12 protein-coding genes are annotated in these 15,762 nt (G+C 45.1%); 5 read left to right on the top strand and 7 right to left on the bottom strand.

Annotated features, from left to right (window positions below; genetic code table 11):
• The first annotated feature begins 248 nt into the window (after positions 1-248).
• From malE to malG, 3 genes are all read left to right on the top strand, one after another.
• A complete protein-coding gene (gene malE, locus CWO13_RS01860) occupies positions 249-1,433 on the top strand; it encodes a maltose/maltodextrin ABC transporter substrate-binding protein MalE (RefSeq protein WP_102432319.1) in 1,185 nt (394 codons plus the stop codon).
• Positions 1,434-1,514: 81 nt separating this feature from the next.
• Positions 1,515-3,086, top strand: coding sequence for a maltose ABC transporter permease MalF (gene malF / locus CWO13_RS01855; RefSeq protein ID WP_017060049.1), 1,572 nt, complete (start codon positions 1,515-1,517; stop codon positions 3,084-3,086).
• Positions 3,087-3,097: 11 nt separating this feature from the next.
• Positions 3,098-3,988, top strand: coding sequence for a maltose ABC transporter permease MalG (gene malG, locus CWO13_RS01850; RefSeq protein ID WP_019822930.1), 891 nt, complete (start codon positions 3,098-3,100; stop codon positions 3,986-3,988).
• Positions 3,989-4,623: 635 nt separating this feature from the next.
• Here malG and CWO13_RS01845 read toward each other — a convergent pair.
• The 4 genes from CWO13_RS01845 to CWO13_RS01830 form a co-directional block, all read right to left on the bottom strand.
• On the bottom strand, positions 4,624-4,896 hold the full coding sequence (locus CWO13_RS01845) for a hypothetical protein (RefSeq protein ID WP_048661044.1): 273 nt from the start codon (positions 4,894-4,896) through the stop codon (positions 4,624-4,626).
• 233 nt (positions 4,897-5,129) lie between these two features.
• A complete protein-coding gene (locus CWO13_RS01840; RefSeq protein ID WP_019822926.1) occupies positions 5,130-5,633 on the bottom strand; it encodes an acyl-CoA thioesterase in 504 nt (167 codons plus the stop codon).
• Between the two features lie 407 nt (positions 5,634-6,040).
• Positions 6,041-7,714, bottom strand: a complete 1,674-nt coding sequence (locus CWO13_RS01835; RefSeq protein ID WP_108082431.1) for a peptide ABC transporter substrate-binding protein — start codon at positions 7,712-7,714, stop codon at positions 6,041-6,043.
• Between the two features lie 193 nt (positions 7,715-7,907).
• Positions 7,908-8,801 carry a DMT family transporter gene (locus CWO13_RS01830; RefSeq protein ID WP_048661046.1) on the bottom strand — a complete coding sequence of 298 codons (894 nt, stop codon included), beginning with the start codon at positions 8,799-8,801 and terminating at the stop codon, positions 7,908-7,910.
• A gap of 98 nt (positions 8,802-8,899) precedes the next feature.
• Between CWO13_RS01830 and CWO13_RS01825 the strand changes: the two genes are divergently transcribed.
• Together CWO13_RS01825 and CWO13_RS01820 are read left to right on the top strand one after the other, a co-directional pair.
• Positions 8,900-9,688 carry an AraC family transcriptional regulator gene (locus tag CWO13_RS01825; RefSeq protein ID WP_108019525.1) on the top strand — a complete coding sequence of 263 codons (789 nt, stop codon included), beginning with the start codon at positions 8,900-8,902 and terminating at the stop codon, positions 9,686-9,688.
• Between the two features lie 209 nt (positions 9,689-9,897).
• Entirely contained in the window at positions 9,898-11,145 is a 1,248-nt protein-coding gene (locus CWO13_RS01820) for a hypothetical protein (RefSeq protein ID WP_107898353.1), read from the top strand.
• Between the two features lie 150 nt (positions 11,146-11,295).
• Here the strand turns inward: CWO13_RS01820 and CWO13_RS01815 are convergent, their stop codons facing one another.
• From CWO13_RS01815 to CWO13_RS01805, 3 genes are read right to left on the bottom strand one after another with little or no spacing between them, the layout of a single operon-like run.
• The gene (locus tag CWO13_RS01815) at positions 11,296-12,429 is read right to left on the bottom strand and encodes a lipocalin-like domain-containing protein (protein ID WP_108082430.1); all 1,134 of its coding nucleotides are present in this window, start codon (positions 12,427-12,429) and stop codon (positions 11,296-11,298) included.
• A complete protein-coding gene (locus tag CWO13_RS01810; protein WP_108082429.1) occupies positions 12,429-14,963 on the bottom strand; it encodes an ABC transporter permease in 2,535 nt (844 codons plus the stop codon). The genes CWO13_RS01815 and CWO13_RS01810 overlap by 1 nt, the downstream gene beginning before the upstream one ends.
• 8 nt (positions 14,964-14,971) lie before the next feature.
• A complete protein-coding gene (locus CWO13_RS01805; RefSeq protein ID WP_102432324.1) occupies positions 14,972-15,670 on the bottom strand; it encodes an ABC transporter ATP-binding protein in 699 nt (232 codons plus the stop codon).
• Positions 15,671-15,762: the final 92 nt, after the last annotated feature.

The following is a 15,762-nucleotide window of genomic DNA, read 5'->3' as shown; positions in this document are numbered from 1 at the left end:
GTTATCCTCAATTGGCGATCCAGTTCAAATAAATCCACCACATAACGGTGATGTTGATCACGATGACTATACGTTTTGTGATTTCAGTCTCTAATCTGACCGGATGGCGATCACGAATTTAAGCCATAATAGCTAGGGCGTAGTGGCTAGGATGATGAGCTATGGTCTGTTTTCTCAGATCATAACCTCCGAAAACTGGCTCGTCTTGGTAGATGTGCCCTACGTATAAATATAAAAAGGATATTCACATGAAAAACGCTCTAAGCGCTGTAGCTCTAGGTACAATAGTTGCTCTGGGTTCGTTCGGTGCAAATGCTGCTATCGAAGAAGGACAACTAACAATCTGGGTAGGTGGTGACAAAGCTTATGAAGGCATGGCTGAAGTAGGTAAACGCTTCGAAGAAGATACTGGTGTTAAAGTAACCGTTGCTTTCCCTGATAAGCTAGAAGAGAAATTCCCTCAAGTAGCAGCAGCTGGCGATGGCCCAGACATGATCTTCTACGCTCATGACCGTTTTGGCGGCTATGCAGAAGCAGGGCTTCTTGTTGATATCAAACCTTCTAAAGAAACTAAAGAAGGTATCGTAGACTTCGCATGGGACGCTGTTTCATACGAAGGTAAAACAATCGCATACCCTGTAGCGGTTGAGTCAGTTTCACTAATCTACAACAAAGCACTTGTTCCTAACCCTCCTAAGTCTTGGGAAGAAATCCCAGCACTTGATGCTGAACTTAAAAAAGATGGCAAAAACGCGATCATGTGGCCTCTACGTGGCGGCGCTTACTTCACATGGCCTCTACTTGCAGCTGACGGCGGTTACGCATTCAAACAGACTGCAGAAGGTTACGACATTAAAGATGCGGGCGTAGCGACTGACGGTGTTCAGAAGTCTCTAGGTTTCATCGAGAAGATGGTACAAGACAAAGTTATCTCTGCAGACATGGATTACTCAGTTGCTGAGTCTGAATTTGTTGCGGGTAATGTTGCAATGACAATTAACGGCCCTTGGGGTTGGGAAAACATCAAGAAAGCTGGCGTAGATTATGGCGTAACAACGTTACCTAAATTCAACGGTAAAGCGTCTAAACCTTTCGTTGGTGTATGGGCGGGTGGTATCAGCACTGCTTCTCCAAACCGCGACCTAGCTGTTGAGTTCATGGAAAACTACCTACTAACTGATGAAGGTATGAAGAGCCTAAACGACGACAAGCCACTAGGTGCAGTTGCTCTTAACTCTTTCCAACGTCAACTAGACAGCGATACTCGTATTGCAGCAACAATGGACAACGCGATGAACGGTGAAATCATGCCTAACATCCCTCAGTTCACAACATTCTGGTACAGCATGGAAGAAGCGATCGGCAACGTAGTTGACGGCCGTCAATCAGTAGACCAAGCACTAAAAGCTGCTGAAGGTCGCATGACTAAGTAACAACCAAGCACTACCTTTTAAGGAGGGGGTAACCTCTCCTTACTTTTCTATTTTTTATCTATATCGCTAGCAGGTTCCTCTATGCAGTCAGTTCAAGGTACAGATGCTATCCCAGCACCATCAAGCCTTCCAGGCAGTAAAAGCGTCTTCATCAAATGGGGGTTGCTTGGTAGCGTTGGCTTAATAAACGGCTACGCTACAATTCTAATGTATTCTCGCGGTGAGCTCGCTTTTGCGCTGCTTACAGTGATCTTAACGGCTTTGGCACTTTACATTTTTGGTAGTAAGAAAACTTACGCCCACCGTTATATTTACCCAGGTATTGCCGGAATGATCTTGTTCATTCTTTTCCCATTGGCATACACCGTAGGGCTTGCGTTTACTAACTACAGCGCGAAAAACCAGCTTTCTCTTGAGCGTACTCAAACCGTTCTTTTAGACCGTTCTTTCCAAAGCGGTGAGAGCTACCCATTTACTTTGTACAAGACAGATGATGGTCACCAGATCGTCGTAAAAGATGGCGACCAACTGTTAGCGACTGACGTATTTTCTCTAGACAATATGACAGAAACCGAGATGGACTTATCTGTCATCGAGTCTGCGCAAGGTGAAAAAGAGAAGATCAAAGCGATCATCCAAAACCGAGCAGCGATCAGTGGTGTTGATTTCAATCTACCGGACGGTGGTGACATCCGCATGAGTGGCTTACGTAAGTTTGCTTCTGTTGCTCCGCTTTACACCCTTCAAGACGATGAAGAAACGTTAATCAACAATGAAACGGGTGAAGTTCTCAAGCCAAATATGGATGTGGGTTTCTACCAGCCTGTTGATGCAAACGGTGAGTTTACGGGTAATACCATCTCTCCCGGTTTCGTGGTTAGCATTGGTACACATAACTTTGAGCGTGTATGGAAAGATGATGGCATTAAAGAACCATTTATCAGCATCTTTATTTGGACGGTTATCTTCTCGGTATGTACCGTAGCGTTCACGCTAGTTATCGGTCTTGTACTGGCTAACATCGTGCAATGGGAAGAGTTGAAAGGTCGTTCTATTTATCGTGTTCTACTGATTCTGCCTTACGCCGTCCCTGCGTTTATCTCGATTCTTATCTTTAAGGGTTTATTCAACCAAAGCTTTGGTGAGATCAACATGGTGCTAGAGAATATCTTCGGCTTAAGCCCGAACTGGTTCTCAGACCCGATTCTTGCGAAAACCATGGTGTTGATGGTTAACACATGGCTCGGTTTCCCTTACATGATGATTCTATGTATGGGTCTGCTTAAAGCGATTCCTGATGATTTATACGAAGCGTCAGCAATCGATGGTGCGAACTTCTTGGATAACTTTAAGCGCATTACGTTCCCATTGATGATTAAACCGCTTACACCGCTATTGATTGCAGCGTTTGCCTTTAACTTCAACAACTTCGTAATGATTCAACTATTGACGAACGGTGGCCCGAACATGATTGGTACTTCTGAGCCAGCGGGTTACACAGACTTGCTTGTAAGCTACACATACCGAATTGCATTCGAAGGCGGCGGCGGTCAAGACTTCGGTCTAGCAAGTGCTATCGCAACGCTTATCTTCCTATTGGTTGGTGCACTAGCGTTACTAAACCTTCGTTTCACTAAACTGTCTCAAGATTAAGGAGCACGACAATGGCTATGGTACAAGGTAAAGGCCTTAAATACCGAGTGTGGGCAACACATGCAGTGTTGTGGTGCTTCTTGGCAATGATTATCTTCCCACTACTGATGATCATCGCGATCTCGTTCCGTGAAGGTAACTTCGCAACCGGTAGTTTGATTCCAGATAACCCGTCATTGGAACACTGGAAGCTAGCATTAGGTATGTCAGTGACGAACGCAGATGGCTCGGTAACGTCACCTCCGTTCCCAGTACTGACTTGGTTGTGGAACTCGATCAAAGTGGCGGGTGTTACATCGATTTTAATCGTGGCACTGTCAACGACATCGGCTTACGCATTTGCTCGTATGCGCTTCAAAGGTAAAGAAACTATCCTGAAAGCGATGATGATTTTCCAAATGTTCCCAGCAGTACTGGCTCTAGTAGCAATCTACGCGCTGTTTGACAAACTTGGTCAATACATTCCGTTCTTAGGCTTGAACACACACGGTGGTCTAATCTTCTCTTACCTAGGTGGTATTGCACTGCACGTATGGACGATTAAGGGTTACTTTGAAACGATTGATAACTCTCTGGAAGAGGCAGCAGCCCTTGATGGTGCAACGCCTTGGCAAGCATTCAGACTGGTTCTACTACCGTTGTCTGTGCCAATCCTAGCGGTTGTGTTTATCCTGTCATTTATCGCAACAGTTGGTGAAGTACCAGTAGCATCTATACTACTTACAGATGTGAACTCTTATACGCTAGCAGTAGGTATGCAGCAGTACTTATACCCTCAGAACTACCTATGGGGTGACTTTGCGGCAGCGGCTGTACTATCAGCACTTCCGATTACTATCGTGTTCTTACTTGCTCAACGTTGGTTGGTTGGCGGTTTGACGGCAGGTGGTGTAAAAGGATAAGCTGTACTCTATAAGAAAGAAAAAGAGCGACCGTTAGGTCGCTCTATATTGGCATTTTTATTACATCATTTGGTTTGGCCGCCGATCAGTAATAAAAATAACCCTCAGGTTACGCATAGCTGGCTACTAATCAGGTTCCTTACGCTATTAATGATTAGTGGTTTTTGTAACTCTAACCCAGGTATTTACTTGGGTTTTTTTATGCCCGCTACTTTTTTTTGTCTTTGTGTCTGCTTTACTCGTCAACTCTTGTACCCATCACCGTTATTGTGCTGATAAGCGCTTTAATATTAAAAGCTTCGAGTCACTTCTCTCCTACACCTTTCTTGACTCATTCCTCTTACTTGAAGGCGTGAACGAGTCTCACAAATCAGACACTCAGTATAAGGGGCTGTTGATCTATTGATATATTGCGAATAATCCAATGCGTGATACTTCAATGATTTGTATGCAACAAATGATGAAATTGCACAGAAAGTGCATATAGAAACGGGATGTGGCTGTGAGTTTTAAATGGTTATAACTCAGGGATATGAAACTACACTGGAGTTATAGTTGAGAGCTAATGATCAAAACGCCGGGATGGATGAACATAGAATGGGTAGCTACAGAATGTGGATAATGAGTTCTAGCTGCTAGAACTCTTTGCTTGAAGGTGCGCAACCTAAATGCTGCAGTAATACATAGATGCTCTCTTGATCGAGTGCGACACGACGAAACAGATCCGCAAACGTTGGGTCGCCGCCGAAGCACGTCTGGATATAGTGGTTGATTTCATTGCTGTCGTAGCCTTCGACGTACAAAGTTCTAACCCATTGATACTCAACAGCCTTCAAATTGTTCAGTGTAGATTCGCTAAGAGTGGGGCGTGTGACGCTCAAGTGTGGCTCCGGGAAATTTAAGTACATCCATTATGATTGGCGGTATTTAATCAGAGCAAAATGACGACTTTATTACAGTCAAAATAAATCAGTGAACAAGTACCGATTCATTGCCACCTTTGGCTGGGTATCACGCTCTTATTGTCTGTATTGGGTGTGCAGCGGATTTGGCTGTGTAGAGCACGAAGGTATCAAATAGATCAATGCCAAGCAGGTGCTTGGCATTGTAATAGGGTTTGCAGGGGAGGAGCTGGTGGACCTTACTTAAGGTACTTCACGTGAGCTTCCATCTCTTCACCAATCTGTTTTCGCATGTTCATTAGGCGAATAGCCGAATCTCGTAATTCGATGTCTTCTGGCGTCTCTGGTATCCACTCTGGCACTTTAGTCGGGTTACCATTCTCATCGACAGCGACCATAATAACGATACAGTGAGTTGTTAGGCGGTTATTGAGCTCTTTAGGGTCGCTGGCTTGCACGTCGATAGCGATATGCATTGAAGATGAACCTGTATAGATGACCTTTGCACTTACTTCCACAAGGTTGCCTACGTGAATTGGAGCAACGAATCGAATTCCGCCTGCATAAGCTGTTATACAGTATTTACCGCTCCACCCTGCGGAACAAGCGTAGGCTGCTAAATCGATCCACTTCATTGCTGCCCCACCATGAACTTTACCACCAAAGTTCACATCCCCGGGTTCAGCTAAAAAACGCAGAGTAACGTCTCGTTTGCCATCTTGTCGGCTATTGCTACTGCTCATCTATCTTCCTTCATTATTATTTTGCTGCATAACATGCTTGTTACTTACTAATAACAATATACTTAAGATGACATAAGTTAAAGCGGATAATCTCACGGTTAAGACAATTTTTTTCAAACAGATGATCAGTTGATGAATATCGGTGTTTAAAGGTGTATGAGGCGAATGGCAAACATGGATGAAGTCATAGCAAGCAAAAGATTAGAAATACTGATTAAGTCACTAGATAGGTCGATTACAAAAAAAACACCTAGCGCAATGCTAGGTGTTTCTAAGCCGTGTGGTACTCATGTCGGTACCTTTTTTGTGTTAGCCAACTAACCGCTGTTGATTTGGTTTAGTTAAAGTGACTGTATCTTAGTTACTACTAAAGTGGTAGCTATTATTGTTTTCTTATCAGCTCACTTTTACTGTTTTACAAAGTATAGATCCTTCGCGTAGATATTTCCTTTCGGATTATTGTTTGGGAAGCCCTTTAGTGTATTTCGCACTAATCGTGTGTGGTTGTAATGATATAAAGGCATAACTGCTGCAGAATCGTTGAGTAACGACTCAGCATGCTGATATAAAGCAAAGCGTTTAGACTGATCTTCCGTTTTACTCGCTTGCTGTAAGAGCTCATCATAATCTGGATTACAGTAGCCACTCTCATTTGCTGTGTGGTCACAAGTGAAGGCTTCTAACAGTGCAGAAGGCTCTGGATAGTCACCAAATGCCCATGAGCGAGCCAGCTGATAGTCGCCACTCCCTTTCGCTGCAACATAGGCTTTCCATTCCATGTTCTCCAACTCAATTTTTACGCCAAGTGGCTTCCACATCGATGCAATCGCGATCGCTATCTTTTTATGATTCTCACTGGTGTTGTACGTAAGGGTAAACTTGAGAGGCTTGTTTTCGTTGTATCCCGCTTCTTCAAGTAGAGCTTTGGCTTTGGTTAAACGCTGCTCGCTGTCTAGAGAATTGAATTCGGATAAAGGCGCTGTGTAGTCAGGAATATTATTCGGCGTCACGCTGTATGCTTCTGGCTCACCTTGACCTGTAACTTTCTCGACCAGAATCTCACGATTGACGGCCATGCTCAGTGCTTGGCGTACTCTGACGTCATCAAACGGCGCTTGACGTGTATTGAATGAATAGACGTAAGAGCCTAGTAGAGCTTGCGCTTTGATCTGCTCAGGGCTTTCTTGGATTAATTTCTGGTAGTACTCAAGCTGAACGCGATTGGTCATATCAATTTCACCCGCTTGATAACGGATAAGCTCAGCATTTTGAGATGATAAGCCCAAATAGGTCACCTTGTTGATGATTGTCGATGTGTTATCCCAATAATTTGGATTCCTCTCGACTTCAACGTATTCGTTGGGCACCCATTTACTCAAAGTGTAAGCACCGTTGGTCGCGATATTTTCTGCGCGAGTCCATTGGTCGCCTTTCTCTTGAACCAACTCAGCAGGCAAAGGGAAAAAGGTCTTGATGCTCATTAAACTCATAAAGTAGGGCGTAGGTTTTGAAAGTGAAATCTCAACCGTGCGCTCATCTAATGCTTTGATGCCAAGCTTAGAGGGATCTCTATCTCCTGATAGAATCTCGCTAGCGTTCACTATGTTAGCCGTAGAAAAAACAAAACCCGTGTTATTACCTGTTTTCGGAGACACTGCGCGCTGCCAACCAAACACAAAATCAGACGCTGTGACTGGATCGCCATTCGACCATTTGAGGTTCTCTTTCAATACAAACGTCACGGTTTTGCCGTCTTTGCTGATAGACCACTCTTTGGCTTGCCCTGGGATGATTTGCACGTCACTGTTCTCAATCACAAAGCCTTCAAACATATCATTGACGATGATATCACCGGGCATGCCTGAATTTACGAAGCTAGGATCTAGTGTGTTGGGCTCTGCACCGTTGCCGCGTACAAAATGTTGTTCCTCAGCTAATAGTTCTTCAGCTAATGGTGCATTAGCAGGAGCAGGAGCAGGAGCAGGAGCAGGAGCAGGAACAGGAACAGTGGCAGCAAAGCTTGAAACAGATGACAAAGCAAGTAGAGACGAGATGATCACAGGGATCGGTGGTTGAGTCATTGTGCTTCCTTTTACAACTTAAACGGTACGTAATGCATTAAACCTGAGTCGGTAACATGTTGCAACCACAATGAACGCGTATTAAAAGCATTTAAAAGGCTTGTGAATAAAATAACAGTGCCTACTTCGGAGTAGGCACAGTAAGAAAAGTGAGTTTGAATATTTGCCCTAAAGTGAGCGTTGGATGATGCGTTTAGCTTTGTTGAGGGAGAGGAGCCTCAAGCCTTGGTTTTCTTTTAATTTGAGCAAGGATGACACCTGAAATCACCATCACACCGCCAATGATGTGGAACTGGTTAATTTCTTCGCCAAGCCATGTCGCAGCTAATACGATCGCAACAACTGGAAGCAAGTTCATGAACATCGCGCTTGAGTCAGCACCAATGGTGTCAATCGCTTTCACCCACATCCAAGGTGCTAAAATCGAAGCGGCAACTGCGGCGTAAGCAATCAATGGGATCGCTTGTTGCGGTGGTAAAAGTTGTTCGCTGGTAAGCCAAAGTGGCGTAAGCATCGCGACAGCAAACAGACCCTGAATGTAAATCACCACCCAGCTACTGATTGGCATTTTCCAGCGTTTCAAGAGCACACAGTAAGAAGCATAAACAAAGGCCGCAATCAGCATATAGCCATCGCCTTGGGTCAATTCTTGATGGATGAAGAACAAAGGATCGCCTTTACCTAACATCAGAGCTAAGCCTGACAGTGACAACACACCACCCACAATACTCAAACTAGAAATGGACTTATGCAACAAAGGAACGCTCAGAAATACACTGATCAACGGGACTAAAGACGTGATCAATGCCATGTTTGAAGCGGTTGTGGTTAAGCCTGCGTAGTAACCTAGAGATTGGTTCAACACCATGCCCAAAAAGCCGAGGAACGCTAATTTCGATAGGTTTGGCTTAATGACAGCCCACTGCTTCATCACCGGGCGAATACAGAAAGGCGTGAGAATTAACATCGCAAAAAACCAGCGGTAAAAACTCATCGCGCTAGGTTCTATGGTGCTTGCAGCAAGCTTGTTGACGATTGCATTGGCGCCCCAGATACAGACTGTAAAAAATGGTAAGAGATAATGCATGTGAATTCCGTCGCAAATGAGTTGATGCGGCTAGTTTGACAGGTCGTTATACTTACAAGTATCTTTAGAAAGACATCAGGCGCGATAGGAAGACAAGTTTGAAAAAACAGTCCAGAAACCTTCATCCATCCTTATCAATTGATAAGGCACCATCCAACGTATTTATGAATTTTGAAGCGTTTCTTTCGAACACTGAAACTCGAGTTCATAGCCACTCATGGGGACAGGTCCAGTTGATCAGTGGCGGTATATTAGAGATGGAAGCGGAAAGCACCCGATTTCTAGCGCCACCACATTTGGCGATTTGGGTACCGGCCGGGGTGATGCATTGCAGTTATAACCGTAAGCCTTTGGACTACTGTTCGCTAAATATCGCCCCAGAGCTAACGCAACATCTGCCAGAAAAAACCAGTCTTATAAAGATCACGCCGATTGTGTCTTCTATCATCGATGATTTTCGCGATCGTGGAATCAATGTTGCGGAAAGCGAACAAGATCAAAGACTCGTTCAGGTACTGCTTGACCAACTTGCGCAGCGTGAGGTTGAACACCACTTCTTACCTTCGACCGACAATAAGTATCTAGCGCCTATATTGGCTTCTGTTGAAGAAAACCCAACCGATGAAGTGACGCTGAAAGATTGGGCTGAACGTGTCCATACCACAGAGAGAACTCTGTCCCGCCACTGCCAGACTGAGCTTGGAATGAGCTTTACAGAATGGCGATTGCGTGTCCGTTATCTGTACTCGATGGACTTGTTAAGAAACGGCCAATCGGTTAAAGAAGTCGCTCTAACATTGGGTTACAACCAAGCAAGCCCATTTATCACCATGTTCAAACGTTACGCGAACCAAACGCCAGAACAGTACAAGAACCGTTTGTTGTGATTGGTTTCTTTTGCCAAACGTGTCAATAATCGGCTACTTCTCTTTTTATATTTAAGTTTTTGTTATTAATAGATTAAATTAGGTCTCGGTAGCGGATATACACGTCTATTTCTTCAATGGTTTGAATTTGGTTATATAGGCATTTAGTTTTTTTTTCGTATTTGAGTGATTATTTATATAATCACTTGCTCAAAATTCCGAGGAAAAATTTGAAGTTTATTATCCCAACCATATCAGTATTAGTTGTAACACTTTCAGCATGCGGTGGTGGTAGCGATAGCGCTGCGCCACCACCTCAAAAGACTAAAACCGTAGTGCCTCAAATGTCCATAACCCCGGCATTAGGCAGTGTAGCTGATCCAAAAGATGATGTTGCAAAAAACCTTTATAGTAGCCCTGTAATGTATTCAGCTAATGCTATAGGCAGTACCGATATCAAAGAATGTATTAAGGCTCTGAACCTATTTAATATTTACAGTATTGGTTGGGATGATGAGTTCAATAAAGGGTTATCTGCTAAGCAAGAAAAAGATCTCAAAGGTTTCTATGGTGTTTATGGTGCAAACGGGATTGTAGATTACTCAGCTGGTACCACCGAAGCTATCGAAGCAAAAGATTGGATCAGCTACTTCTACTACGATGCAAACTTTCAAGATTGCGAAGCGCGTCGTTACAAGTCCTATGCCAAAGTAAATAAAGTAGGACAAGACATTACCGAGCTTAGTTACAAGTACAGTGTTGATGCCGATGCGACTACAAATACACCTCAACAAAATATAAGTAACTATACGGCTTGGCAAAGTGACGCTGCGAAAAACACAGTGGTTGGTTTAGTGACCAACATTACAACAGGTAGCATTCAACATAAGCAGCAACTGAAAAGCTTCACATCCGACAGTGGGCGTTCTGTTGATAACGTCAGTTTCAGCAAGATGTTTAGAAATAGCTATTTTTTAGAGTCTTATAATAATGGCGAAGTCGAATATCAAGTGGTTGGCGGTAAGGTGATTGATAGATATGCAAAACCAAACCTGTCAGATCCAGAAACCTACTATGCCGTTAACTTAATTTCGGCGTATTTCCCAGGTATTGGCACCAGAATCAACTGGTGTGTTCGAGGGAGCCAGTTCGTATCAAATAAAGAGACGCCAATCAGCGAAGCGCAATACAACAGTATTATTGAAAAGGGTGATTTAGGTGCAGCTTATTGCGACCCATTTGATACGAACATCAGCCAAGTTCGTTATTACGATACGAAAGGAAGTAAAGTCTCAGACAGTTCTGCAATTGCACTTGAATTAAATAACAAGTTGGCACAAGGCACTATTGTTAAAGACAAGTTGGATCAACGAGTAGCCAATAAGAAGTTGTACTTAGGAAAAACACACAGTGAATATTTCCAAGAGTCCTCTTTGGCGAATCAAGTCGATCAAATCAAAGCCGATTTAACAAAATAGATTTGCTACCGGAGCTTAAGCTCTTATCTGATTAAAGAAACCATAGCCGAACGCAGAAGCCTAACTGTGCTCGGCTACTTTTCGTACCATCCATTTCTTTTTATAAATGAACCGCTCGCATATGAGGTTGGTTTGTATCATGCCTTTGGCTTAATACCCAGTTAACTCCATATAGCCAGATACAGAATGAGAACCTTTAATCACGATTGGCCCCTCCCAATAGGGAACCGATAGTGGCATTTTCGCATTTGGATTAAGCGCCGAAACAGTCAGTTTAATTTGTTGCGTCGGAATCGAAATTTGCCACTCTGTTGGGTAGTCACGTCCATCGATTTCCGTTTGCTTGATGGCGGTTAAGTTGATGTCTTGCTGTGAAATCGCGATGCCGGAGCCATCTTGATTCATCAACCTCGCATGGGAGTAACTGGCTTTGCCTGTTGTTGAGTTGCGAAGTTGAAACACCACCAAGCTGGTTTCATCACTCAGCCTTAGCGCAAACCAATCCCAACCTTGTTGCGAGTCGAGTAAAAATTGCGAGCTCCATTCTCTGTCTATCCAACCTGTACCGGAAACCTGATGGGTGACTCCATCAATGGTTACCTCGCCTGATACATCGATGAATGGTTGGCTGTAGTAGTAGGAAGCCACTTTGCCATCGCTACTTTTAGTGCTGTAGCCTTGTTCGCCTTGCTTTTGATAAGGCGCGTTGTTGGTTAACTTAAGCGAGTATCCAAATTGATCCGAGTTAGCGACTAATGTCGCTGGGAACAGGTCATCGGTCGTCGACGTCCATTGCCAATCATCGAGATAAACACGAAACGGCGAACTGCCTACACCTGCTAGTTCAGCTTGATCGCGAGACCACTTTTCATCGGCGTAGTGCTTGTCTTTAGTGGTGACAGCACTGTGCGCCATGTAGATTTGCTGGCTTTGCCACGTGGTTTTCTTAGCGCCATTGCCACTTTCTTGTGGTGCAGCCGCGAAGCGGAACTGTGTCCACTGCACGCCTAAAGTGTTGCCGTCTTCATCAATTAAGTTTGCGGTTAAGTACCACCATTCATGACGAAAATCTGGGTGTGCTTGATGGTCGGCAGGGAAGGTGATGTCGATACCTTTTACTACCGGCGTGAATTGCTCAGCCTCTTTTTGTGTTTCATCGTCGGTTTGTGTTTCTGCGCCAAGTATCGAACCCATATTTTGAGCTGATGGTTGAGTGGACTCCTCACACCCTAAAAGGAACAAGATGCCTAGTGTGAGAACGAAAACTCTTATTGCTCGATTCATCACAACACCTCGCTCTGTAAACTGGATACAACGGGTTTGCTGACCAAACGCCACAGTGGAATCAAGGTCGCAAACACAGCCACTAAAATGGTGATGGCTGCGATGCTGAATGCGTCACTCCAATTCCATACATAATTTAAACTCCAACCAAAGGCGCGCAGGGTAACGATGTCCGTCAACACATAACCGACCATAGCGCCGAGTGGTAAGGCGATAACCAGAGTGAAGGCGACCAGAACAACGATTTGCCCGACCACCATCGCCATCAATTTTTTACGACTAACACCGAGCGCATACAGCCTTGTAATGGCGGCTTTGCGTGCATCGAGCAACATGAAACAGGCGCAGAACAACCCTATCACCGCCACCATTAATGTGACGCCATTAAGCGCCCGAGTGATGGCAAAAGTTTGTGAGAAGATATCCAAAGCGATCGATTTGATCTGTGCTTGATCGTAAAGCTGACTTGGGTGCAGATTGAGTTGTTGGCGTAGCTGTTCGTACACCACTTGTGGGTCGCCAGAAACTTTGATTCCCAAGCTGGTGGGTAAGTCAGTAAATCCGTTTTCGAGCCATAAATTAGGTGCAAGTAACACTTCCCCATTGGGTGAGCCGTAATCGTGGAAAATGGCCCCTACGATGAGTGTTTTGTCTTGGATCGCGTCGAGCTTGAGTTGGTTTCCAAGGGACAAGCCGAGCTTCACCGCAGTGGGTTCGCTGATCGCCACTAATTCACCTTGGTAAAAGCGCGTCCAGAAGTCATCAAGATAGGATTGGAACACCATGGTTTGCTCTAATGTGTCCTTGTCTTTAGTGCCGAGCAAAGTCGGTAAGCCCTGTAAGTTATCATCGACGTAGTATTGCTTATAAACGGCTTCAACATTTTCAAACTGCTCTAACGAGCGCTCCACATTTGCGATTTCACCTTGGGCAGGGCTAACGTAAATATCGGCATGTAAGCGCTGTTCAAGCCATTGCTTTAACGTGAATTCAAAGCTGCCGACTAAGGTGTTCATCCCCACATTGGCGGTGACGGCGAGAAGCAACGCCATCATGGCAAGAGAAAGAGGGGAGATAAGTTCACGTAGCTCAGCAAACAGATATTGTATTAACCCCGATTGGGTGTGTTTTTCGCTCCAGTTCGCTAGCACGCTGAGTGTTTTGGGCAGGTACAAAGGAATCGACACCACTAACACACCGAGCCATGCCATGGTGAAGCGATGATGTTCGCTCAACCATAACCCTGCTAACGCGACAATGGTTAATACTGACCCGATAACAAACAGCTGATTTTCGTTAGAAGCTTCCGGCGCTTGATAGAAACCGCCATGGGAAGAGAGGGGTTGTCGCACCTGCTGTTTAAAGTGCTGCCAACACGCGACAAGCGTTGCGGCCAGCGTGAGCAGCAGTGCTTGCACTAACCATTGCCACTGCCATGTGCCGGGAAGCAGTGTCGCACCATAAAGTTGCTCAAGCGTTATCGCGACGGTGGGATGTAGCCAATGGCTGAGTTGAATGCCGAAAATGAAACCAAGCGACGCGCCCAGTGTGACTAAAAGAGTTAGCTCTACTAACAGAGCTGAAAACACGATGCTTGGAGCTATGCCGGCTTGTTGAATTTGCACCAACAGCCGATTGCGTTTCAGCAAACTGTACTTCACGCCATTGTAAGCGATGAACAGGCCAACCAAAAACGCTAACAAACTCATGGCGGTGAGGTTAAGGTGAAAGCTATCGGTAATTGAACCGAGATCCGTGCTTTGGTTGTTGGGTATCCATTGCCCTTGCTTGCCAATAAGGCTTTGCCATTTATCCTGAGTATTGCTGTTCGTGTCGCTCTTCGTGTCAAAAATAGCGATATAGCTCAGTTGCCCTTGCTTGTTAAGCAGTTGCTGAGCGAACCCAATATCCATCAACATTCGGCTACCGAGCTGCCATTCATCTGGCAGTACCACGACTTTGGTGAGCACTTCATCCAAAGTGAGTGTGTCTACTTCTCCCAAGTTCTGGTGTTGCGACTGGCTCATCATCACAATGGGTTCACCCGATAAGAGTTGCGGCAAAGGTAAGGCATTGTCGAACAGGGAAATGTTTGGCTCTTTGGTTTGAGTATTGCTTTTTTCGTCGATGCGAGAGTGGCGAGCTCTTGAAGTGAGGGCGGCGATTAGCTCACTGCCTTGAACTGACCAGCGTCGGCCTTGTTCGTCTCTTACTCGTCCTTCAATCACGGGCAGCGCTGTGCTTAATCCACTTTGTCTTAAGCTGAAGTAGAGCGATTCCGGCAAATAGTTTTGCCCTGCTGGTGGAATGATAAGGTTTTGAGCTTGGGCGCTAAGTTGCTCGGTCGATTCTGCATAACTGCGTTTGGCATTGAGGTTGATGGCTTGCACTGCGACAAACAAGGTGACCGCAAGCACAATGCCGATCAGAATCGCTGCCGCTTGCAGTGGCGATTGACGATAGTGTGCCGCGAATAAATTTAGAGTCAGTCTGGTATGGGTGAGCTGGCTATGAGCGAAGCCAGTTTGCTTCATTGAATGACTCACAACGCTGCTGCTCTTGGGGTTAGATCTGCGTTCCTTAAACAACCATCATCTAATACCAATTTTGTCTGCATAAAGCTGGCGCATTCCGGGCTGTGCGTAACCAAAAGCACGGCAGTGTTGCCTTGTGTAGTGATTTCACTCAGCAGCTTCATTACCTCAATGCCTGCTTTGTGGTCGAGGTTGCCTGTGGGTTCGTCGGCAAGCAGTAGCTTAGGTTTATGGGCTAACGCGCGCGCAATAGCGACTCGTTGTTGCTGACCGCCAGAGAGTGCGGATACGTGTCTTCCGAGTAGCTCGCTGATGCCCAATGCGTCAACTAAGTAATCGCACCAGTCGCTCCACTTCTGTTGATTTAAATGAAGAGGGAAGGCGATGTTTTGTTTTACGTTGAGTGGGGTCAATAAGTTGAACTGTTGAAAGATCACGCCCAATTTTTGATGGCGGAATCGGCTCCACTGTGGATCTTTCCAATTTGATGTATTCTCGCTATCGAGCCACAACTCGCCACCAGATAGAGGTGCAAACCCCGCAATGATGTTAAGCAGAGTACTCTTTCCACTGCCACTCGCCCCTGTCAAAGCCACGCTTGCCCCTGTCGCCAAAGCGAAGTCGACATTGTCCAACACGCTATGAGTGTCTTTACCATCAACAAAGCTTTTGCTGGCATGTGTGAGTGTGACAATTGGGCTTTCCATTTCCTTTCCTCATAACCAAAACTAACCATCAAAAGGTGTCGTTACTTGTGGCAATTACCGAATCGACAAGCTCTATAAAACTGTAGACAATA

This window comes from Vibrio sp. ZF 223, from assembly GCF_003050585.1.
Taxonomy (GTDB): Bacteria; Pseudomonadota; Gammaproteobacteria; order Enterobacterales; family Vibrionaceae; genus Vibrio; species Vibrio crassostreae.
Note: the sequence above shows the minus strand (reverse complement) of the source record. Positions and strands in the feature narration are given on the sequence as shown.

What these genes read in the sequence shown, in the direction of transcription:
- CWO13_RS01830 (WP_048661046.1), bottom strand. Translation starts at nt 8,801, where the DNA reads ATGCATTATCTCTTACCATTTTTTACAGTCTGTATCTGGGGCGCCAAT.
- CWO13_RS01845 (WP_048661044.1), bottom strand. Translation starts at nt 4,896, where the DNA reads ATGTACTTAAATTTCCCGGAGCCACACTTGAGCGTCACACGCCCCACT.
- CWO13_RS01810 (WP_108082429.1), bottom strand. Translation starts at nt 14,963, where the DNA reads ATGAAGCAAACTGGCTTCGCTCATAGCCAGCTCACCCATACCAGACTG.
- malF (WP_017060049.1), top strand. Translation starts at nt 1,515, where the DNA reads ATGCAGTCAGTTCAAGGTACAGATGCTATCCCAGCACCATCAAGCCTT.
- CWO13_RS01840 (WP_019822926.1), bottom strand. Translation starts at nt 5,633, where the DNA reads ATGAGCAGTAGCAATAGCCGACAAGATGGCAAACGAGACGTTACTCTG.
- CWO13_RS01815 (WP_108082430.1), bottom strand. Translation starts at nt 12,429, where the DNA reads ATGAATCGAGCAATAAGAGTTTTCGTTCTCACACTAGGCATCTTGTTC.
- malG (WP_019822930.1), top strand. Translation starts at nt 3,098, where the DNA reads ATGGCTATGGTACAAGGTAAAGGCCTTAAATACCGAGTGTGGGCAACA.
- CWO13_RS01835 (WP_108082431.1), bottom strand. Translation starts at nt 7,714, where the DNA reads ATGACTCAACCACCGATCCCTGTGATCATCTCGTCTCTACTTGCTTTG.
- CWO13_RS01805 (WP_102432324.1), bottom strand. Translation starts at nt 15,670, where the DNA reads ATGGAAAGCCCAATTGTCACACTCACACATGCCAGCAAAAGCTTTGTT.
- malE (WP_102432319.1), top strand. Translation starts at nt 249, where the DNA reads ATGAAAAACGCTCTAAGCGCTGTAGCTCTAGGTACAATAGTTGCTCTG.